The following is a 19,885-nucleotide window of genomic DNA, read 5'->3' as shown; positions in this document are numbered from 1 at the left end:
TGACGTCGGGGAGGATTTCGATGCGGACCTTGCTCTTAGTGATCGCGGCGCTCTTCGCTCTCCTGTCGGGGGGCTGGTTCCTGGTTGCCTGGCAGATCGAGTCGAGGGCCGAGGCGGCCCTGGCCGACCTTCGGGCGCGGGGCTTCTCCGTGGACTACGCCGACCTCTCGACCACCGGCTTCCCGTCGCGCTTCGACACGACCGCGACGAACCTGCGGCTCGCGACGCCGGACGGGCGCGTGATCTGGGAGGCTCCCTTCCTTCGCGTCACGGCGCTCAGCATCAGGCCCAATCGCGTCACCACCCTCTGGCCGCAGGACCAGACGCTCACCCTTGCGGGGCAGAGGATCGACCTCTCCGCGAAGGACCTCCGCGCCAGTGCGACGGTGGGCCTCTCTACCGACCTCCCTCTCGACGAGGCAACGATAGGGAGCGGTCTCGCGACGGTCCAGGCCGAGAACGGCTTGGGGTTCGGGATGGACCGGCTGGCCGCCAGGGCCGCACGGAGCGGGTCCGCCTACGACCTCTTCGCGGAGGTGGAGGGGCTGCGACCCGCCACGGTCAGCGCGAACATCGGCCTCCTGCGGCTCGATGCGCGCGTGACGCTCGACGCACCGCTGGAGCTCCGATCGCCCACCGCACCGCGCTTCCGGGGCGTTGCCTTGCGCGAGGTCCGGCTGGCCCAAGGCGACGTGGCGCTGACCGGGTCCGGGACCCTCGAACCCGATGCGCAGGGCTACCTCGCCGGGACCGTCAACTTGACGGCCGAGAACTGGCCGGGCCTGCTCGACCTTCTCCAGGCGGCGGGGCTCCTGGCCGAGCAGCAGCGGCCCTTCGTCGAGGGCGCGCTCGCCCAGATGGCTCAGGGGAGCGACCGGATCGAGGTGCCCGTGACCTTCGCCGATGGGAAGGTCGAGGCCCTGGGCCTCGTGCTGCTGGAGGCGCCCCGGGTGCTCTAGCGACAGTAGGCGCCGCGCCCCCGGGCCGTGTCGAGGTGAAGGTGGTCGTCGTGGAACGGATCGCCCGGGCCCAGGACCGTCGAGAAGGTCCCGCAGGCTGCCTCCCGCATCTGTCGAAGCGCCGGGTCCGGCCAGTCGCGCAAGACGCTGAGGGTCGATCCATCGGCAAGGACCGCCGCGCCGATGTCGATGGCCCTGCCCTTCCCGTGCTCGGAGAGACGGGCGCCCGCCTGGTTGTTTCGGGGCCGGCAGGTGTAGCTGCCCATGACCTCCAGCTCCGCCAGCCCGCCGCCCCGGCTGCCTACCGCCGGCCGTGCTCCGTCGCGCGTCCAGTCGAGCAGCGCCTGAGCGGTGGCGCAGTCCATGGTGGCCGGTTCCGACAGGCGCACGCCGTCGACGGAGCGGACCAGGACCGGCTCCTCGACGCCGCAGCCACCGCCCGCGTGGATCGCGGCGATGACCTCGCCCTGGATCGCCGGATCGCCGCAGACCTGCCCGCGCACGAGCTCGGCCCGCCGCTGCTCCGCGCGCTCGACGATGCCAGAGGGCCGCGAGGCGGGCAGGACGGCACGGGCAACGGCCAGGGGCGAGTAGCCAAGCCCCTCGGGCAGGACGTCCGGGCGGGCACCGGGCGCATAGGCCGGCGGTGCGTCGGGCTCGGACGGGGGCAGCGGCTGCGGGTCCTGCGGGGCCTGTGGCCTGGAACGGGGACGGCCCGGGACCGGGAGGACGGATGGAGGCGGCTCTGCGGCCGGACGGATGGGCGGGGGGGCGCCCTCCCACCCGCCGACGGTCACGGGAACGGGCGGCGGCTCGGTCATCAGCTCCTCGGCCCTCACGATGGCCCGAGGACCTTCCAGACGCGGCGGTGGCGGATCATCCTCAAGGAGCGGCGCCTCGCGCATGACGGTCGGCAGCCTCTCGGCGCCTGGGCTCGGCAGCGGATCGGCGGGCCGCACCGTTGGCAGGGTCGGCGCGACGTCCTGCGCGAGCGGCGAGCCGTCGGGATGCAGCTCGATGGCGAGCGCGGCACCGCCCGTCGGCCGCGCCTCGGGGCGCCCGGGCGGCTCCGCAATCGCGCGGACCTCGGGGCGGGGACTTGTCTCGGGCGCCTCGGCCCAGGCCAGCCCCGGCAGGAGGCCCAACGCGAGGAGGGCCGCCGCGTCGGCCTTCACCCGCCGGGTTCCGGCGCCGGGACGCGACCGAAGTCCGGCGCGGCCGTGTCCTGCCCGGCCTCCACGATCCCGCGCCGGATCGCCCGGGTCCGCGTGAAGTAGTCGTGCAGTTGCGCCCCGTCCCCCATCCTGATCGCCCGCTGGAGCACGAAGAGCTCCTCGGTGAACCGCCCGAGGATATCGAGCGTGGCGTCCCGGTTCGTCAGGAACACGTCGCGCCACATCGTCGGGTCCGAGGCGGCGATCCGCGTGAAGTCGCGGAAGCCGGAGGCCGAATACTTGATGACCTCGCTGTTCGAGACCTGCTCCAGGTGCTCGGCCACGCCCACCATCGTGTAGGCGATGAGGTGCGGCGTGTGGGACACGACCGCGAGGACAAGGTCGTGGTGGCCCGCGTCCATCTCGTCCACGTTGGCGCCCATCCCGCGCCAGAGCCTCCCGAGCCGGTCCACGGCCGCGCGGTCCGCTTCGCCGGGGACCAGGATGCACCAGCGGTTGTCGAAGAGCGTGGCGAAACCGGAGCGGGGACCCGAGTATTCCGTCCCCGCGAGGGGGTGCGCCGGGACGAAATGGACCCCCGATGGCACATGCGGAGCCATCGCCTCGATCACGGCCCGCTTGACCGAGCCCACGTCGCTCAACGTCGCGCCGGGCTTGAGCGCGGGGGCGATCTCGCGGGCCACGGCATCCATGGCCCCCACCGGAACGCAGAGGACGACGAGGTCCGCGCCTTCGACGGCCTCGCGCGCCGTCTCGACGACGCGGTCGCAAAGCCCGATCTCGCGAGCGACGTCGCGGGTCTCGGCGGTCCTGGCGTAGCCGACGATCTCCCCGGCCAGGCCCCCGCGACGCATGGCGTGGGCCATCGAGGAGGCGATCAGACCCAGCCCGATCAGGGCGACGCGTCCGTAGATCACCTGACGCCCTTGAACTGGCCGATCGCGTGGGCCACCCGGCGACAGGAGGCTTCGTCGCCCACGGTGATGCGCAGGCAGTGGGGCAGCTTGTAGCCGGCCACGCGCCGGACGATGATCCCCTCGCTCCGCAGATGCTCGTCGCAGGCATTGGCCTCCTGCGCGTCGGCGAAGCGGGCGAGGACGAAGTTGGCCGTCGCCACGTCCGAGGGCACGCCCACCTCGGCGAGCTTGCGCGCCAGCCAGTCGCGCCAACGGGCGTTCTCGCTCCGGCACCTCTGCACCCAGGCGCGGTCACGCACGGCGGCCTCGGCGGCCACCAGCGCGGCGTTCGACAGGTTGAAGGGCCCGCGCACGCGGTTGAGGTTGTCGATGATCGCCTGCGGCCCGTAGCCCCAGCCGACCCGCAGCCCGCCCAACCCATAGATCTTGGAGAAGGTCCGCGTCATCACCACGTTGTCGCGCTCGGCGATGAGCGAGGTGCCGGCGTCGTAGCCCTCCACGTACTCCGCATAGGCACCATCCAGGACCAGGATGGCCTGCTCCGGGAGGCCCTCGGCGAGCCGGCGGATCTCCGACATCCCGATCATCGTGCCGGTCGGGTTGTTCGGATTGGCGATGAAGACGAGCTTCGTCCTCTCCGAGCAGGCCGCGAGGATCGCATCGACGTCGGTGGTCCGCTCCCGCTCGGGCACCTCGACGGGCGTCGCGCCGGCCGCCAGCGCCGAGATTCGGTACATGGCGAAGCCGTGCTCGGTGTGGACGACCTCGTCGCCTGGGCCGGCATAGGCCTGGCAGAGGAAGTGGATGATCTCGTCCGACCCCACTCCGCAGATGATCCGCCTCGGCTCCAGGCCCCAGACCTCGCCGATCGCGTGGCGAAGGGCGGCGTGGTCGGTCGACGGATAGCGGTGCAGGTCGCGGACGGCGCGGAGGAAAGCCTCCTTGGCCGCCTCCGGCGGTCCGAAGGGATTCTCGTTGGAGCTGAGCTTCAGGACGTTGGTCTTGCCCTCGAGGTGCGAGGCGCCGCCCTCGTAGAGGGCGATGTCCATGATGCCGGGCTGCGGGACGATCCGGGTCAAGGGAGCTTCTCCTTTCCGCGCCGTCATAGCGGCGCCCTCAGGAGGACGCCACCGTCATTTCGCCGCGTTGCCAACGAGCTCCGAAAGCCGCTCCGGGTCGAACTCCGACGGAAGGACCCGCGCCCGCCCGTCCCTGACGACGGCCAGCGTGGGAAAGGCGCGCAACCCGATCCTGCGTCCTTCCGCCCAGACCGACTCGGCGAGCGCCGGATCGTGGATGTCGGGCAGGTCGGCCGGAAGGCCGACCTTGCTCAGCAGTGGCGCATAGGTGGCGGGATCGTTGAGGTCGGCGCCGTCACCATGATGCGCCTCGATCACGAGATGGGCGAAGTCCACCGCCCGCTCCGGCGCGAGGCCCGCGACATAGGCGATGGCGACGCAAGGGGGCCCGCTGTTCGCCTCGACCCCCGGCGTCTCGATGAGCCGGAAGAACGCCTCCGAGGACCCCTGCCCCGTGACCTGCGCGAGACGCTTCTCGGCCTCGCGGATGTAGCCCGCCATCCGGGAATAGGGCCCCACCCCCTCGCCGGCCACGAGACCCGGCATGACGAGGCGGATCGGAATGTCGGGATGCTCCTCCGCCACGCGGCGCATGGCAGGGACGATGCCGTAGCACCAGCCGCAGAGCGGATCGAAGCCATAGATGAGCTCGGCCATCGTCAGCACCCCGCGGTCGAGGCGCAGCCAGGGCCCTCTCCGGCCAGCGCGGGCCGAAACCCGGACCCACCCGTCGTGGTGAACAGCCGGTGCACCTCCACCCCCGGGCGACGACGCCCGCGCATTCCGCTGCCGAAGGTCTCGCTTCGCATCCTGGACTCCTTGAATCTCTGGGAGCGGAGATGGCGACCGGGACGCCGTCCCGCAAGACCGACGGGCGGCTCGAACGGTGGACACCCCCTGCAGGCCCACGGTTTCCCGTGATCGGTCGATGTCGCCTTCTGCTTGATAACACGCCGGTTTCCGGGCCAGACCCTGTCCGGATGGCGGCCCGCTGCTAGCTTAGGGACAATGGGGCCCAACCCGGCCGGGGTTCATGGGAAACCGAGCCGGCCAGACGCGCCGCTCCCGGCGTGCTTCGGAGGAATGAATGTCGACCAACTTCAGCTTCAGCGCCGATTTCCTGAAGACACAGAACTATCTGCTTCAGACCCAGCTCACGCCCGGCGACGCCCCGGCGTCAATGACCCGGGCGAGTCCTCGGCGGTGGCGTCCAGCCAGAGCATCGACGTGCCGGGCGACGTGGACCTCATCGGGGTCACGCTCATCAAGGATCAGACCTATACCTTCGACATCGACGACGGCTCGGGCGATCTCGTCGGCGGCGACGTGGACCTCGAATTCGACCTGATCGACGCGCGCGGCCGACTCATCGAGACCGTCAGCGATGGCGACCCGGCGGACGACGGCTCGTTCACCACCCTCGATCCGCGATTCACCTTCAGCGTGGACGTCTCGGGCACCTACTACGTCGCGATTCACAGCGAAGGCGTGGATTATGTCGACGAAGCGTTCCGGTTCGAGGGCACCGGCGGCACCGGCGACTACACCTTCATCGTCTCCTCGCCGGAGGTGCCGGAGCGGATCGAGCTCTCCGACCGTTCGAACGACCGCAACTTCGGTAGCGATGACCAGAGCGTGCTCGCGATGGGCGGCGACGACGAGGTGAGCCTTGGCGGCGGTGACGACATCGCCGCGGGGGCGATGGGGCGGACCTCCTCTCCGGCGAGCGAGGCAACGACGAGCTGGCCGGCGAGCAGGGATCGGACACCCTGGACGGCGGAAACGGCCAGGACGCCCTGATCGGCGGAGCAGGCGGCGACGAGCTGCGCGGCGGCGGCGCCCTCGACAGCCTCAACGGCGGGAGCGGGGGCGACCTGCTGAACGGCAACCGGGGCGACGACGACCTCTTGGGCCAGAGAGGCGGCGACGTGCTCATCGGCGGCCTGGGCGACGACTTCCTTCGCGGTGGCGCCGGAGTGGATACGCTGTTCGGCGGACGTGGCGCCGACACCTTCCACTTCCTCGTCGGCGAGGCCCGATACGACGCCGTCGGCCTCACCGAGGACCGCATCCAGGACTTCGAAGCCGACGACCTGATCGACCTGTCGGACGTGTCGGACCTGGGCCTCGACTTCATCGGACGCGCCGCCTTCGATGGAGCCTACGAGGTCCGCATCGCGGACCTGCGCGAAACGAACGGCTATCAGGAGGTGCAGGTCAACTTGGACGACGGCTCGAGGCCCGAGCTGGCCTTCCTGGTCGACGCGGGCGACCGCCTGTTGCAGGCGGACGACTTCCTCCTCTGAACCGCGCACCGGACCGGGAGGGAGCCCCTGCCCCCTCCCGTCGCCGAACGGAGGCCGCCATGTCCGAAACTCTCCTGAGGCAGGCGATCCGTGACCGCCGTGTCATCGAGTTCCGCTACCACGACGAGCATCGCAGCGTGGAGCCCTATCGGCTCGGAGTGGATGGCGGACGGCTGCGCCTCGTCGGGTGGCAGTCTCGCAAGGGCTGGCGGAGCTTCCATGTCGACGAGATGGAGGAGCTGGAAGCGACCGAGCGGACTTTCCTCCAGCCTCGCGAGGGCTATGTGCGGGGCGACAGCGCCATGGATCGCATCCTGGCCGAGGTCTAGGGCGACCTCCCACGGCGCCTGCGCGGAAGGCGCAGCTTGCCCTACCCCGCCGGGCGGCGACCCGGGGACAGGATCACCATGGCAGAGAAAGATTAAGAAACCGTTTACGGCCCCGAGGAAGTCGGCGGCGAATATGATGTTCGATCAGGTCGCCAGCACGTTGCGGAAGGCCCAGGGCTCGGACTCGTCGATGTCCTCGGGGAACAGCTCCCAGCGATCCGAGAGGGGCGTCCAGTCGGTGTAATGCGCCTCGACGGAGCCCAGGTAGGGACGCTGGATTTCCAGGCAGCGGGCGTGGTCCATCTCGTCGGTCTCGACGATCCCGGCTTTTGGGTTCTCCAGGGCCCAGACCATGCCGGCGATGATGGCGGAGGAGACCTGGAGCCCGGTCGCGTTCTGCAAGGGCGCGAGCTGCCGCGCCTCGGCGTTCGTCAGCCGCGAGCCGTACCAGAGCGCGTTCCTCTCGTGCCCGAAGAGCAGGACCCCCAGCTCGTCACGACCGTCGGTGATCTCATCGGCGGTCAGGATGTCCTGCCGGTCCTGCTTGCGCCCCGAGCCGAACATCTCCTCGAGCGACAGCACCGCCTCGTCGCAGGGGTGGTAGGCGTAATGGCAGGTCGGGCGAAACTCCGGCGTGGCAGGGTCGCCGACGGTGTAGTAGTCCGCGATCGAGATCGCCTCGTTGTGGGTGACGAGGAAGCCGAACTGCGGCCCCGGGGTCGGGCACCAGCTATGGACGCGGGTGATCGCGCCCGGCCGCTCGAGCCAGATCGCGGAGCGGCAGCCCTGCCCGTGCCGGTGGCCGTTCTCCGGGAACCAGGGCTCGAAGCTGCCCCAGCCGAGCTCGGCGGGCTGGAGCCCCTCGGCGATGAAGCCCTCGACGGACCACGTGTTGACGAAGGTCCCGCGCGGGCGGGGGCGGGGGCGGACCTGGGTGTCGCACTCGGCGATGTGCAGGCCCTTGACGCCGAGATCCCGCATGAGCCGCGCCCAGCCCTCGCGGGTCGTCGGCGCCCCCGGATCGCGCCCCAGATCGGAGGCCAGCCGCAGGAGCGCCTCCTTGACGAACCACGACACCATGCCAGGATTGGCACCGCAGCAGCTCACCGCCGTGGAGCCGCCAGGGTGGCGCGCGGCCTCGTCCCGCACCGCCTGGCGCAGGGCGTAGTTGGTCCGGGCCTCGTTGTCGGGCGTCTCGAAGTAGAAGCCGGCCCAGGGTTCCGCCACCGTGTCGATGTAGAGCACCCCGATCTCGCGGCAGAAGGTCATCACGTCGAGCGAGGACACGTCCACCGAGACGTTGACGCAGAAGCCGGGGCCGCCGGCGAAGAGCCCGCCCAGCACCTCGCGGTAGTTCGCGCGCGTGAGCCCCCACGTTGAGGTGGTTGATCCGGTGCTGCCTCAGCCAGTTGCCCATGTCGGGATCGGGGTCGATCACCGTCAGGCGCGCGGCGTCGTATTCGAAGTGCCGCTCGATCAGGGGGAGCGTGCCCATGCCGATCGAGCCGAAGCCGATGATGACGACGGCGCCCTCGATGCGGGCATGGACGGGATGGCTCGGGGCGATGCGCCCGCGGGGTGCGGTCTGGACCATGATGGGTCCCTCCTTGCACGGGTCACGCGGATTCGGCAACGAAAAGACCCGCCGCAGGTGGCTGCGACGGGTCCGAAACCTTGGCCGGAAGGGCTGTTATCAGCCGTTCTTGGCGTAGAACTCGACCACCAGCGAGGGCTGCATGATGACCGGATAGGGCACGTCCGAAAGGCCCGGCGTGCGCACGAAGGTCGCGGTCAGCTTGTTGTGGTCGACCTCGATGTAGTCGGGCACGTCCCGCTCGGTGAGCTGGATGGCTTCCTGGATCAGGCCGAGCTGCTTGGACTTCGTCCGCACCTCGATGACGTCGCCTTCCTTCACGCGGTAGGAGGGGATGTTCACCGACTTGCCGTTCACCAGCACGTGGGCGTGGTTCACGAACTGGCGGGCGGCCCAGATGGTGGGCACGAACTTGGCGCGGTAGACCACGGCGTCGAGGCGGCGCTCGAGGAAGCCGATCAGGTTCTCGCCGGTGTCACCCTTCACGCGGGCGGCCTCGGCGTAGATGCGCTTGAACTGCTTCTCGGTCAGGTCGCCGTAGTAGCCCTTGAGCTTCTGCTTGGCGCGGAGCTGCGTGCCGAAGTCCGACAGCTTGTTCTTGCGGCGCTGGCCGTGCTGGCCGGGGCCGTATTCGCGCTTGTTGACGGGCGACTTCGGACGGCCGAAGACGTTCTCGCCCATGCGGCGGTCAAGCTTGTATTTGGCAGCGGTGCGTTTCGTCACCTCTGATCTCCTTCATGTGGCCTGGTGAGGCCGGGGTTGAAGGGCGTTGTCCTTTCCCCCGAACGGGGCGACAGGCATCCCCTCGCGGGGGCCACCAACACCAGGCGCGGCTCTTGACCCGGGGCGCAGAGGTTGTCAACCCTCGCCCGAACCCGGAGGCTGCCTGGGACGACGCAGCGCGGACGGACCCTGAAGCAACCTCGGCACCACGGCCTGCCCGCCTTCCGGGTCGCGCAGCACTGGCGGGAGTGAACCACATGGCCGCGAATGGCCCTCACACGGCCTCATCCACGCGCCTGGTCCACTCGTTCGCAGCCTTGGCCACCGGCGGCCTCCTGTCCCTCATGGTGCTCTGCAACGCCGAGGTCACGCGGAACGCCGGGCCGCTCCTTGGCTCGCTGGTACCTCACGCGACAGGAACCCTGGCCGCAGGGCTGGCGCTTGCGCTCCTCGCCCGGCGAGGACGCGGGCTGGAGGCGCCGTCCTGGGCCTATCTCGGCGGCCTCTCGGGCGCGGTCACGGTGATGCTGTCCTCGATGGCCGCGAACACGGCCCTGGCGCTGTCGGGGACGCTGGCTCTGGGCCTCGTCGGCCAGGCGGCGTTCGGCCTCGCGGCGGACCGCTGGGGCCTCCTGGGTCTCCCGCGACGACGGCCGACGGTCCGGGACCTCGCGGCCCTGACCCTGATCCTCGGCGGCAGCACGATCCTGATCTTCGGAGCACCGGCATGACGCTCGCCATCGGCATGGCGGTCCTGGCCGGAGCGCTGATCGGCCTCAGCCGGCAGGTCAACGGGCGGCTCTCGCTCGCCAAGGGGGCGCTCGGCGCGTCCTTCTGGAACCATCTCGTCGGCTCCCTGGCGCTCGGCACGGCCACCCTGCTGCTGGCCCTGGCCGGCACGCGCCCGGACCTCTCCGGCCTGGCCGAGACGCCGGCCTATGCCTGGGCGGGCGGCACGCTCGGCGTGGTCTTCGTGGCGGCGGGGAGCTGGCTGGTGGCACGCATCGGCGCGACGATGACGGCCCTCCTCGTGATCGCCGGGCAGATGGTCTCGGGTGCCATGATCGACACGCTGTGCCACGGGGCGGAGGGCGCCCCGCTCCGCGCCACTGGGGTGCTCGTCATCCTCGCCGGCGTGGCGCTCGCCTCACAGCGGTAGCACCTCGACGCCTTCGGGCCCGACGCGCCGCTTCCCGATCCCCTCGGCCCGGAGCCGCCAGAAGCCGGGGGCCGAGTCGAGCGACGGAGCGGAGCGGGTCTCGGGCAGGGAGTAGAGTTCCAGGACGCTGTCGCCCCAGGCGAGGAAGGCCACGCCCACGCGCCCTTCGGGCCGCTCCAGCGTGACCGTCGCCAGCTCGGTCAGGCCGAGCTCCAGGAAGAACCCTCGCATCGCGCCGATCCCGGCGCAGGAGATGCCGATGTGGTCGTGCCCCCAAGGCAGGCGCGGCGTGGGCGGGCGACGGGCGATCAGCTCCACCTTCGCCCCCTCCGGGCCGTCGAGGAACACGTAGTCCACGCCGCTCTCCCAGAATTCCGGGATGGACAGGGGGCCGTCCGGTGTCGCCTCCGAGAGCCGCCCGCCCCTCGACAGGCATTCCCGCAGCGCCGCCGGCACGTCCGGCACCGACAGCGCGAGGTGGTCGATCCGCCCGTGCCGTCCGTCCGGTTCGCCCCGGGACAGGATCACGGACTGAGAGCCCAGAACCATCCGCCCATCCTTGGGCGAGAAGCCGAAGACCCGCTGCATCTCGGCGGCGCCCGCCTCGGGGTCCGTCAGGACGAGCTCGGGGATCAGCGCGCGGACCATGACGGCCTCCGTTCCTGGATTGCCGCTCTCCCTAGCAGAGCCCAAGGCCCATGCGACACCCCGGGCGCGACAAAAAGGGGACGCGCGCCCGACGGCCCGCGTCCCCTCCGTCATCGCCCCGCGACGGTGCTCAGTCGTCCTCGACGCCGCCGCGCCGCTCGTTGCCTTCCATGGCGTCGTCCATGAACTCGCGCTGGTCCTCGAAGGCCTGCGAGATGTTGTCGGTCTCGTTGAGGTCCTCGGCCTCCAGCTCCTCGACGACGCCCAGCTCCGGGCCGGAGGACAGGACATCCTCGCCGTCGGTCGCGATCAGCCTCTCTTCGAGGTCCACGTTGTCGTCAGGCAGGTCGCGGTGCTCGGGCAGGAAGGGCATGTTGTTGGGATCGTCGATCGACTCATCGTCCAAGACGTCCGGCGCGTCCTCGATCTGCATGTCGCCGAGCACCTCCTCCGTCTCCGAAAGCTCGTCGTCGAACCGGGGATCGACCCCTTGGTCGACGGTGGGCGAGGCGTCGCCGCCCTCCCAGCCCTTGAGCTCGCCGCCCAGGACCGCGCCGCCCAGCCCCATCGCCTCCGAGGTGGCGTCGCGGAGGTCGCCCTCATCGTCCTCGATATCCTGCAGGTGCGCCACCCGGTCGCGGTTCCAGGCCGCCTTGTCCTCATGGCCATGCCCGATGATCGAGGTGTCGGTGGGCTCGTCCTCGATCGGGATCGGCCCCTCCTCCGGCGCCATCATGCTGATGCCATGGCCGCCGTTGAGGTTCGGATCGGAGTCGCGGTCGCCGCCCAGGTCGTCGCCACCCGGTGGCACCAGCAGCTCCTCGAGCTGTCCGTCGCCGGTCTCCATCCCAGGAGCCGAGCCATCCCGGCCGGCCCCGGCGGCGCCGTTCCCGGAGTCGAAGCGGTCCCGTTCCGGCATGAGGTCGGGAAGCTGCCCATCGCCGGATTCGAGGCCCTGCTCCTCCTCCTTCACGCGATAGCCGTCGTCATCCTCGTCCTCGGCGTCGTCCTCCTCGTCCTCGGCGTCGTCCTCCTCGGGGTCCACGTCGTCCATGTCCTCCGACGGGTAGCCCGGCCCCTCGATGTGCAGGTCCTGCTGACCGGTCGTCTCGACCTGCGGCCGGGGCATCCCCTCAGGGCGCCGACGGCTGAAGGCGGCGTTGATGGCACGCCCGGCGCCGACATCCGGCTCGGCGGGCCGAGTGTCCATGGACACGGCGCGCTCGGTGACGGGATCGTCCCGGTCGGGCGGATTCGGCTGCTCGGGCACGGTCGTGCTCCTTCCGTTGTCGTGGCCATGGGGAGGTCTTCGCCTGTCCGTCCCCGTCGCCCTTTCAATGCCCAGGTGCGCGAGGGGTTCCTACCCGCAGCGGGAGAAGCCGCAGGTCGCGCAGCTCAGGCAGCCCTCCTGCACCCTCACCTCGTAGCTGCCGCAGGACGGGCAGGCCGCGCCCAGCGGCGCGACGGTGGCCTCGGGAGCCGGAGTCTCCTCCCATCCCGTGTCGTCGAGCTTGCCGCTGCGGACGACCGGCGTCGCCACGCCCTCCTCCGGCGGGAGGATTCGGTCGCCCTCGCCCAGGAAGCCGATCCGCTTCATGTGCCGCTCGATCTCGATCCCGATGGCGGCGAGGATGGAGGGGACGTAGCGCCCGTTCATCCAGGCGCCCCCGCGCGGATCGAACACGGCCTTGAGCTCCTCGACCACGAAGGCCACCTCGCCCCCGCGCCGGAACACCGCCGAGATCATGCGGGTCAGCGCCACGGTCCAGGCGTAGTGCTCCATGTTCTTGGAGTTGATGAAGACTTCGAAAGGCCGACGCCGCCCGTCCACGACGATATCGTTGACGGTGATGTAGATGGCGTGCTCCGACCCCGGCCAGCGAAGCTTGTACGTCGCGCCTTCCAGCTCCTCGGGCCGCTGGAGCGGCGCCTCCTCGGACGCGGGGTTCGGCGGCTCGGCCACCGAGAGGACCGAGCCCGTGACGGCGTTCGGCCGATAGGTCGTGCAGCCCTTGCAGCCCATGTCCCAGGCCGCCTGATAGACGTCGCGGAACTCCTCGAAGGCGATGTCCTGCGGCACGTTGATCGTCTTGGAGATCGACGAGTCCACCCACTCCTGCGCAGCCGCCTGCATCCGCACGTGGTCGAGCGGCGCGAGGTCCTGCGCGGTGACGAAATGGGGCGGCAGCGGCGCGTGCCCGTGGGTGCGCCGCCACAGCGCGACGGCATGGTCGACCACCTCCTCCTCGCGCCTCGACCCGTCCGGCAGCAGCACCTTGCGGGTGTAGGAATAGGCGAAGACCGGCTCGATCCCGCTCGACACGTTCCCGGCATAGAGCGAGATCGTCCCGGTCGGCGCGATGGAGGTCAGGAGCGCGTTGCGGATGCCATGCTCGCGCACGGCCTCGCGCACGTCGGGGTCCATTCGCCTCATGGTCCCCGATGCGAGGTATTTTTCCCTGTCGAAGAGCGGGAACGCTCCCTTCTCCCGCGCCAGCCCCACGCTCGCGAGGTAGGCCGCCCGCGCGATCTGCCGCATGATCCCTTGCGTCCACTCCGCCGCCTCGGGGGAGCCGTAGCGCAACCCGACCATCAGCAGAGCATCCGCGAGTCCCGTGGCCCCGAGCCCGATCCGCCGCTTGGTCCGTGCCTCCTCGGCCTGCTGCGGCAGCGGAAAGCGCGACAGGTCCACGACGTTGTCCATCATCCGGACAGCCGTCCCGACGAGCTCCCGAAGCTCCCCCTCGTCGATCCGCGCCTCCGCCCCGAACGGGTCCCGCACCAGCCGCGCGAGGTTCACGCTCCCCAGGAGGCAAGCCCCATAGGGCGGCAGCGGCTGCTCTCCGCAGGGGTTCGTGGCCGAGATCGCCTCGGCGTAGGCGAGGTTGTTCTCCCGGTTGATCCGGTCGATGAAGATCACGCCCGGCTCGGCGAAGTCGTAGGTGGATCGCATGATCCGGTCCCAGAGGTCCCGCGCCCGGACCGTTCGGAACACCCGACCGCCGAAGACGAGGTCCCAGCCGCCGTCCTCATTCACCGCGTCCATGAAGGCGTCCGTGACCAGCACGCTCACGTTGAACATCCGCAGCCGCGCCGGGTCCTGCTTGGCGGTGACGAAGTCCTCGATGTCCGGGTGGTCGCAGCGCATGGTCGCCATCATGGCGCCGCGCCGGGAGCCCGCCGACATGATCGTCCGGCACATCGCGTCCCAGACATCCATGAAGCTCAGCGGTCCCGAGGCATCGGCCCCCACGCCCCTCACCGGCGCCCCCTTGGGCCGCAGCGTCGAGAAGTCGTAGCCGATCCCGCCCCCCGCCTGCATCGTCAGCGCGGCTTCCTTGAGCGATTCGAAGATGCCGGCCATCGAGTCCTCGATGGTCCCCATGACGAAGCAGTTGAATAGCGTCACGGCCCTGCCCGTCCCCGCCCCCGCGAGGATGCGACCGGCCGGCAGGAACCGGAAATCCTCCAGCGCTTCGTGGAACCTCCGCTCCCAGGCCGAGGGATCGGCTTCGACCGAGGCCAGCGCCTTGGCCACCCGCCGCCACGAGTCCTCGACGGTCAGGTCGACGGGCGCGCCGTCCGGCCCCTTGAGGCGGTACTTCATGTCCCAGATCGATTCGGAGATCGCGGCCAGGAACCGCGAGGAGATCGGGGACTGGTCGTTCGCCATGGGAGCCTCCGGGGATGCGACACCGATCCTGGGGACGAACCGGGAACAGGTCAACAAGATGTGGTGTTCTGGACCTTGCCGACAAGCGACGCCTATGCTTCCCCACGCCAAACGGAGGGAGACATGGCGGGTCTGCACCTGATGAAGCTGTCGGTCGGCACGGAGGACGTGGCCGACCTCGCGGACTGGCAGTCCGGCCGTGGCAAGGGCGCCGACGGCCTGCCGCGCCACGTCACCCGGATGTGGCCCAAGCGCGAGGCCGAGCTCCTCGACGGCGGCTCGGTCTACTGGGTCATCAAGGGCGTGATGCTCTGCCGCCAGCGCCTCCTCCGCTTCGACGAGGTCGTCGGCGGCGACGGCGTCCCCCGCTGCGCCCTCATCCTCGACCCCGAGCTGGTCCGCGTCACGCCAACGGCCCGCCGGCCGTTCCAAGGCTGGCGCTATCTTGCCGCGGCCGAGGCCCCGCGCGACCTCGGCCATTGGGACGCCGGCGAGGGGGAGTTGCCGCCGAAGCTCTCCATGGCGCTGGCGGAGTTCGGGGTCGTCTGGGGGCCGGCGCCGAAGGGCTAAGCGTCCGACGCGGAACAGCACTCGTTTCAGTTCCCGGCCGGCAGACGAGCGCAGGCCGCGAATCGCCGTGACTCGATCGGGCCGCCGCCCCGTCTCGAAGGGACAGGGGTGCTTTCCTCAACGTCATGGCCAGCGCATTAACCGGATCTAAAGGAAATTTGCGCAGGATGGCGGCATCGGACTCACCACCTCAGCATCGAGAGAACATGGCCTACGTTTTCGCGACACGCGCCTACAATATGGACCACCTTGATTTCCACAAGCTGGCGCAGATCGACTGGAACATCGTTCCCCACCTGAACCAACCCTTTGGTCTGAACGGTTACAAATACGTTGACTGGGCCGAAGCCGACTACGGCGAACACGAGGCGTCCATCTTCGCCGGCACGGACATCCGCATGCCCAGCGGCCCCAATGATCCGCTCCATGGAACTTTGACCGCCATCCTCGAGGCCGCCTCCACCGGCGGCAAGGCGATCTGGGGCGGAATCCAGGGTATCTCCGTTGGCGCGGAAACATTCGCGCTCGCATCGGATTCCAGCACCACGGCGGATGATTTCGACATCATCCAGGGTGAACTCTCCGGCGCCGACAAGTTCAACCTGTCCACCAGGAATGACCTCGCACGCGGTTACGGCGGCAATGACGCCATGAACGGCAACGGCGGGGATGGCAACGACAAGCTGAACGGCGCCAAGGGCAACGACCACCTCTTCGGCGACGCCGGGCAGGACAAGCTCTATGGCGGAGCCGGCAAGGACACCCTCGATGGGGGAGATGACACGACCCGCGACAGCTTCGTGTTCAACGACGCCGACAGCGCGGTCGGTACCAAGCGCGACGTGATCCTTCACTTCACCGGGGGAAGCGACGTCATCGATCTCGGCCGCATCGACGCCGATGCCTCGACTTCGAAGTCGGACGACGATTTCCACTGGTCCGGGGAATCGGCCGCGGCACATTCGATCTGGTGGACCGCGAACACCGGAGGCGTGGTCGTCAGCGGCGACGTGACCGGCGACGCCAAGGCTGACTTCGAGATCTTCCTGGCGGGAGCCTCGACCCTCACGGCCGACGACGTCCTGCTCTAGGGACTACCAGGGACGTCCGGCGCCCCTCTCGAGCGCCTGGCGTCCCTTCCGCTTCCGCAACAAGGGATGGGTTGCGATCCGGCTAGTCCCCCTGGGGACTCGGTAGTCCCAGTTGCTGCCGCAACCGACTCAGCTCCGCCCATTCGTTCGCACCCCAAGCCGTCCCGCGGCTCAGGAACAGCGTGGCCTGGCTCGCATGGACCAACCCATCGCGCAGCACCTTCAGCCCGTTCGCCCGCAGCGTCTCGCCCGTCGAGGTGATGTCCGCCACGGCCTCGGCCGTCTCGCCCCGCACGGTCCCCTCCGTGGCGCCCTGGCTATCGACGAGCAGGTAGTCCGCCACCCCCGCCCCCTGCAGGAAGTCGCGCGTGAGCCGATGATACTTGGTCGCGATCCTGAGCCGATGCCCGTGCATCCTCCGGAAGGCCGCACAGACCGCGTCGAGGTCGTCCAACGTCTCCACGTCCACCCAGAACTGCGGCACTGCGATCACCACGTCCGCGTGCCCGAAGCCCATCGGCGCCAGCGCCTGCACCCGCTCCTCCCAGCGCGCGATTCTCTCGCGCACGAGATCGGATCCGGTCACGCCCAGATGGATGCGCCCGCCTCGAGCTCCCGAGGGATCTCCCGGCCGACAGGAGCACCGGTTCCAACCCGCCCCAATCGGACCGCGCGGCATATTCCCGTCCGTTCGCCCGGCCGAGCGAGATCCCTCGTTCGGCGAACCAGGCGAAGGCATCCTCCATGAGCCGCCCCTTGGACGGCAGGCCCAGCCGCAAGGTCATCGCGCTTTCCTCAGACGGACGACCAACTCCGGCCGGATGACGCCTCCCACGGCGGGGACCGCGCGACCGCGCCCCAGCACCCGCGTCAGGGCGTCGTAACGCCCCCCCGTGGCCACCGGTGGCAAGTCCGGCCTCCCCTCCGCGAAGAGCCCGAAGACGAAGCCGTCGTAGTATTCCAGCGTCGTGCGGCCAAAGCTACCCTCGAAGGCGACCCCATTCGGGTCCACTCCCCGTCGCTCCAGGGCGTCGAGCCTACGCTCCAGCCGATCCAACGCGTGGGCCAAGCTGGGGGCGCCGAGGCCACGCAGGGTGGCCAAGGCCGACCGCGCCGGCGCGGCGATGGACAGGATCGCGTCGATCAGGTCCACGGCCTCATCGGCGAGGGGCGGCGTGGCGGCATCCTCTCGGAGCATCCGCACGCGCGCTTCGACCTCCTCGCGGCTTCGCAGGCCGATCTCGGGGCCTGCCTCGGCCAGGGCCAGCGGATCGGGATGCGCGAGCAGCTCCACCCGTCCCGCCGGCAGCGGCGCCCGGCCGGCGTAGCGGTCGAGGAGGGCCCGGAACCTCCGGGGCCGCCACACATGGCGACGAAGCGCGGCCTTGCGCGGCTCGCTCGTCGCGAGGCCGTCGACGGCGGCGAGGAGGAGGCCGATGTCGCCCATCGCGGCACGCAGATGCAGATCGGGGAGAGCGCCCGAGAGGACCGCGAAGACCTCGGCCTCAGCCTCGGCGGGGTCGGTGCCGCCGAAGACCTCGAATCCCGCCTGGAGGTACTCGCTCGGTCGGCTCTCGTCCTCGGTATCCTGCGCGCGGAACACCTCGCCCGCGTAGGCGTAGCGAGCGGGATCGAGGCCCGCCTCCATGTGCATCCGCACCACGGGCACCGTGAAGTCGGGCCGGAGCATCATCTCGCCCCGGAGCGGGTCCTGCGTGACGAAGGCGCGTGCGCGGATATCCTCGCCGTAAAGGTCGAGAAGCTCCTCGGCAGGCTGGAGGATGCGCGCCTCGACCTCCTCCGCGCCGTGGTCGCGGAAACGACGAAGGAGACGCTGGGCCTCGGCGCGCGCGGCTGTCTTCCGGGCAGGGAGGGTCACTTGGCGAGCAGGGCCTTGAGGCGCTGGACCAGCTCGCCGCGCGGGACCTCCTGCTGGGCCGGGCGGTCCTTCCATTCCTCCAGGCTCGCCGTCTCAGCGGCCCGGGCGCCGGCGACCAGGTCCTTGACCTGCACGACGCCCCTCGCCTTCTCGTCCGAGCCCTCGATGATGGCAAAGGGCGCGCGGCGGCGGTCGGCGTATTTCATCTGGTTGCCGAAGCTCTTGGGATTGCCGAGATAGGGCTCGGCCCGGATGCCTGCCGCGCGAAGCTCGGCCACGATGGCGAAGGTGTCGGCCATGCGGTCGCGGTCCATCACGGTCACGACGACCGGCCCGGGCTGCTCATCCGCGACCCGTCTCTTGGCGCGCAGCGCGGCGAGCAGGCGATCCACGCCGATGGAGATGCCGGTCGCGGGCACCGATTCACCGGTGAAGCGCTTCACGAGGTCATCATAGCGCCCACCCCCAGCCACCGAGCCGAACTTTTGCTGTCGTCCTTTCTCGTCCCTGATCTCGAAAGTTAGCTCTGCCTCAAAGACAGGGCCAGTGTAGTAACCCAGACCTCTAACGACAGACGGGTCGATTAGCACTCGATCAGGGCCATATCCCTGAGCAGAGAGGAGGCTTGCAATTTCCTCTAATTCGTCAACTCCCTCCTCACCGATCTTTGCACCACTTACCGCTTTCCGAAGGTTCCAAAGAGTATCATCATTTGTATGGCCTTTTGCACCAAGGAACTGCAAGACGATGTCCGCCTGTTCATCAGACAGACCAACACCCTCGATGAAAGCGCCGGATGCATCTTTGCGACCCACGGTAAGTAGTTGCCGAACGCCCTCAAGTCCAACCTTGTCGAACTTATCAACTGTGCGAAGAACATCGAGCCGGGAGATATTCTCGACGTTCCGTCGGATCATCTCAGCGTAGAGGCCCAAAGCAGCTTCATTCTCCGTTATCGGTTCGCCGCGCTTGATCGGCTCTTCAGTTAAGCCAAGTTTCTCCAAAACCCCATTAAGGACTTTGCGGTTGTTAATCTTGATAAGGTAGTCACCGCGCGTGATGCCGACCGTCTCTAGGGCATCGGCCAGCATCGCACAAATCTCTGCATCCGCCGCGACCGTCGGCGTCCCCACCGTATCCGCGTCGCACTGGTAGAACTGCCGGAACCGCCCCGGCCCCGGCTTCTCGTTCCGCCAGACCGGGCCCATCGCGTAGCGCCGGTAGGGCGTCGGCAGTTGCGCCCGGTGCTGGGCGTAGACGCGAGCCAGCGGCGCCGTGAGGTCGTAGCGGAGGGCGAGCCAGTCCTCCTCCTCCTTCCAGGCGAAGACGCCCTCGTTCGGACGGTCCACGTCGGGGAGGAACTTGCCCAGTGCCTCGACGGTCTCGACCGCCGAGGTCTCCAGCGCCTCGAAGCCGTAATGGCGATAGACCTCCGCGATCCGGGCGAGCATCGCGCTCCGCTCGGTCACCTCCGCGCCGAAGTAGTCGCGAAAGCCCTTGGGCGTCTCGGCCTTGGGGCGGCGTTGGGTCTTGGTATCCTTAAGCACCTGGGGTCCTCCGGGTTGCGGAGGCGCTTTAGCGCGAGGGCCCGGCGGGGGCAACGGCGGGGGCTGGACAAGCCCCGCCGGCCCGGAGTCTCATGCGGACATGGACCTCACCCCTCTCGAAGAGCGCATCGCCCATCTCCTCCGCGCGGTCGATGATCTTTCGGATGTCGTCGCCCGTCAGGAACGGCAGATCGCCGTTCTGAGCCACCGGGTCGAGATGCTGATGGCGCGGGAGG

The 19,885-nt window shown here is 69.5% G+C and carries 18 protein-coding genes and 2 pseudogenes; 8 read left to right on the top strand and 12 right to left on the bottom strand.

Going from position 1 to position 19,885, the window contains the following annotated elements:
* The first annotated feature begins 20 nt into the window (after positions 1–20).
* On the top strand, positions 21–959 hold the full coding sequence (locus RUMESO_RS16325) for a DUF2125 domain-containing protein (RefSeq protein WP_037281640.1): 939 nt from the start codon (positions 21–23) through the stop codon (positions 957–959).
* Here RUMESO_RS16325 and RUMESO_RS16320 read toward each other — a convergent pair.
* From RUMESO_RS16320 to RUMESO_RS16305, 4 genes are read right to left on the bottom strand one after another with little or no spacing between them, the layout of a single operon-like run.
* On the bottom strand, positions 956–2,134 hold the full coding sequence (locus tag RUMESO_RS16320; protein ID WP_051521405.1) for an extensin-like domain-containing protein: 1,179 nt from the start codon (positions 2,132–2,134) through the stop codon (positions 956–958). The two genes, RUMESO_RS16325 and RUMESO_RS16320, sit on opposite strands and share 4 nt — an antisense overlap.
* Positions 2,131–3,051 carry a prephenate/arogenate dehydrogenase family protein gene (locus RUMESO_RS16315; RefSeq protein WP_037281639.1) on the bottom strand — a complete coding sequence of 307 codons (921 nt, stop codon included), beginning with the start codon at positions 3,049–3,051 and terminating at the stop codon, positions 2,131–2,133. The genes RUMESO_RS16320 and RUMESO_RS16315 overlap by 4 nt, the downstream gene beginning before the upstream one ends.
* A complete protein-coding gene (gene hisC, locus RUMESO_RS16310; protein WP_051521404.1) occupies positions 3,048–4,157 on the bottom strand; it encodes a histidinol-phosphate transaminase in 1,110 nt (369 codons plus the stop codon). Before hisC ends, RUMESO_RS16315 begins: the two co-directional genes overlap by 4 nt.
* A gap of 27 nt (positions 4,158–4,184) precedes the next feature.
* Positions 4,185–4,787 carry a DsbA family protein gene (locus RUMESO_RS16305; RefSeq protein ID WP_156362986.1) on the bottom strand — a complete coding sequence of 201 codons (603 nt, stop codon included), beginning with the start codon at positions 4,785–4,787 and terminating at the stop codon, positions 4,185–4,187.
* A 1,250-nt stretch (positions 4,788–6,037) separates the two neighbouring features.
* Here RUMESO_RS16305 and RUMESO_RS16295 point away from each other — a divergent pair.
* Complete coding sequence (locus tag RUMESO_RS16295; protein WP_037281631.1) at positions 6,038–6,436, top strand: calcium-binding protein; 399 nt, start codon at positions 6,038–6,040, stop codon at positions 6,434–6,436.
* A 59-nt stretch (positions 6,437–6,495) separates the two neighbouring features.
* Positions 6,496–6,765, top strand: a complete 270-nt coding sequence (locus tag RUMESO_RS16290; protein ID WP_037281629.1) for a helix-turn-helix transcriptional regulator — start codon at positions 6,496–6,498, stop codon at positions 6,763–6,765.
* 144 nt (positions 6,766–6,909) lie between these two features.
* Here RUMESO_RS16290 and RUMESO_RS16285 read toward each other — a convergent pair.
* Positions 6,910–8,359 (bottom strand): annotated as a pseudogene (locus RUMESO_RS16285) (homospermidine synthase).
* A gap of 99 nt (positions 8,360–8,458) precedes the next feature.
* A complete protein-coding gene (gene rpsD, locus RUMESO_RS16280) occupies positions 8,459–9,082 on the bottom strand; it encodes a 30S ribosomal protein S4 (RefSeq protein ID WP_037281627.1) in 624 nt (207 codons plus the stop codon).
* 257 nt (positions 9,083–9,339) lie between these two features.
* Here rpsD and RUMESO_RS16275 point away from each other — a divergent pair, with 257 nt between their 5' ends.
* Positions 9,340–9,813 (top strand): DMT family transporter, encoded by a 474-nt coding sequence (locus tag RUMESO_RS16275; protein ID WP_051521403.1) that lies wholly within the window; start codon positions 9,340–9,342, stop codon positions 9,811–9,813.
* Positions 9,810–10,241: a DMT family transporter gene (locus RUMESO_RS16270; RefSeq protein ID WP_037281625.1), complete on the top strand. Its 432-nt coding sequence runs from the start codon at positions 9,810–9,812 to the stop codon at positions 10,239–10,241. Before RUMESO_RS16275 ends, RUMESO_RS16270 begins: the two co-directional genes overlap by 4 nt.
* Here the strand turns inward: RUMESO_RS16270 and RUMESO_RS25280 are convergent.
* The 3 genes from RUMESO_RS25280 to RUMESO_RS16255 form a co-directional block, all read right to left on the bottom strand.
* A complete protein-coding gene (locus tag RUMESO_RS25280; protein ID WP_037281622.1) occupies positions 10,230–10,889 on the bottom strand; it encodes a VOC family protein in 660 nt (219 codons plus the stop codon). The genes RUMESO_RS16270 and RUMESO_RS25280 overlap by 12 nt on opposite strands.
* 130 nt (positions 10,890–11,019) lie before the next feature.
* The gene (locus tag RUMESO_RS16260; RefSeq protein ID WP_037281621.1) at positions 11,020–12,159 is read right to left on the bottom strand and encodes a hypothetical protein; all 1,140 of its coding nucleotides are present in this window, start codon (positions 12,157–12,159) and stop codon (positions 11,020–11,022) included.
* Positions 12,160–12,249: 90 nt separating this feature from the next.
* Positions 12,250–14,562, bottom strand: a complete 2,313-nt coding sequence (locus tag RUMESO_RS16255) for an adenosylcobalamin-dependent ribonucleoside-diphosphate reductase (protein ID WP_037281620.1) — start codon at positions 14,560–14,562, stop codon at positions 12,250–12,252.
* Between the two features lie 123 nt (positions 14,563–14,685).
* Between RUMESO_RS16255 and RUMESO_RS16250 the strand changes: the two genes are divergently transcribed.
* Together RUMESO_RS16250 and RUMESO_RS27920 are read left to right on the top strand one after the other, a co-directional pair.
* Positions 14,686–15,132, top strand: coding sequence for a DUF1489 family protein (locus RUMESO_RS16250; protein WP_037281618.1), 447 nt, complete (start codon positions 14,686–14,688; stop codon positions 15,130–15,132).
* 206 nt (positions 15,133–15,338) lie between these two features.
* Positions 15,339–16,223, top strand: coding sequence for a M10 family metallopeptidase C-terminal domain-containing protein (locus RUMESO_RS27920; RefSeq protein ID WP_051521402.1), 885 nt, complete (start codon positions 15,339–15,341; stop codon positions 16,221–16,223).
* 82 nt (positions 16,224–16,305) lie between these two features.
* Here RUMESO_RS27920 and hisG read toward each other — a convergent pair.
* From hisG to hisS, 3 genes and pseudogenes are all read right to left on the bottom strand, one after another.
* Positions 16,306–17,008: pseudogene (gene hisG / locus RUMESO_RS16240) on the bottom strand (ATP phosphoribosyltransferase).
* Positions 17,005–18,102 (bottom strand): ATP phosphoribosyltransferase regulatory subunit, encoded by a 1,098-nt coding sequence (locus RUMESO_RS16235; RefSeq protein WP_037281617.1) that lies wholly within the window; start codon positions 18,100–18,102, stop codon positions 17,005–17,007. The pseudogene hisG and the gene RUMESO_RS16235 overlap by 4 nt, the downstream one beginning before the upstream one ends.
* A complete protein-coding gene (gene hisS / locus RUMESO_RS16230; RefSeq protein ID WP_037281616.1) occupies positions 18,099–19,649 on the bottom strand; it encodes a histidine--tRNA ligase in 1,551 nt (516 codons plus the stop codon). The genes RUMESO_RS16235 and hisS overlap by 4 nt, the downstream gene beginning before the upstream one ends.
* A 100-nt stretch (positions 19,650–19,749) precedes the next feature.
* Here hisS and RUMESO_RS16225 point away from each other — a divergent pair.
* Positions 19,750–19,885 (top strand): SlyX family protein (locus tag RUMESO_RS16225; RefSeq protein WP_037281615.1); only part of this gene is annotated, 136 nt, incomplete at its 3' end.

Origin of the sequence: Rubellimicrobium mesophilum DSM 19309 (genome assembly GCF_000600335.2) — a bacterium.
Lineage (GTDB): Bacteria > Pseudomonadota > Alphaproteobacteria > Rhodobacterales > Rhodobacteraceae > Rubellimicrobium > Rubellimicrobium mesophilum.
The sequence above is the reverse complement of the archived record's forward strand: the minus strand, read 5'-3'. Positions and strand labels throughout refer to the sequence as shown.

What these genes read in the sequence shown, in the direction of transcription:
- RUMESO_RS16290 (WP_037281629.1), top strand. Translation starts at nt 6,496, where the DNA reads ATGTCCGAAACTCTCCTGAGGCAGGCGATCCGTGACCGCCGTGTCATC.
- RUMESO_RS16255 (WP_037281620.1), bottom strand. Translation starts at nt 14,562, where the DNA reads ATGGCGAACGACCAGTCCCCGATCTCCTCGCGGTTCCTGGCCGCGATC.
- hisC (WP_051521404.1), bottom strand. Translation starts at nt 4,157, where the DNA reads ATGACGGCGCGGAAAGGAGAAGCTCCCTTGACCCGGATCGTCCCGCAG.
- RUMESO_RS16270 (WP_037281625.1), top strand. Translation starts at nt 9,810, where the DNA reads ATGACGCTCGCCATCGGCATGGCGGTCCTGGCCGGAGCGCTGATCGGC.
- RUMESO_RS16250 (WP_037281618.1), top strand. Translation starts at nt 14,686, where the DNA reads ATGGCGGGTCTGCACCTGATGAAGCTGTCGGTCGGCACGGAGGACGTG.
- RUMESO_RS16305 (WP_156362986.1), bottom strand. Translation starts at nt 4,787, where the DNA reads ATGGCCGAGCTCATCTATGGCTTCGATCCGCTCTGCGGCTGGTGCTAC.
- RUMESO_RS27920 (WP_051521402.1), top strand. Translation starts at nt 15,339, where the DNA reads ATGGCCTACGTTTTCGCGACACGCGCCTACAATATGGACCACCTTGAT.
- RUMESO_RS16275 (WP_051521403.1), top strand. Translation starts at nt 9,340, where the DNA reads ATGGCCGCGAATGGCCCTCACACGGCCTCATCCACGCGCCTGGTCCAC.
- RUMESO_RS25280 (WP_037281622.1), bottom strand. Translation starts at nt 10,889, where the DNA reads ATGGTCCGCGCGCTGATCCCCGAGCTCGTCCTGACGGACCCCGAGGCG.
- RUMESO_RS16325 (WP_037281640.1), top strand. Translation starts at nt 21, where the DNA reads ATGCGGACCTTGCTCTTAGTGATCGCGGCGCTCTTCGCTCTCCTGTCG.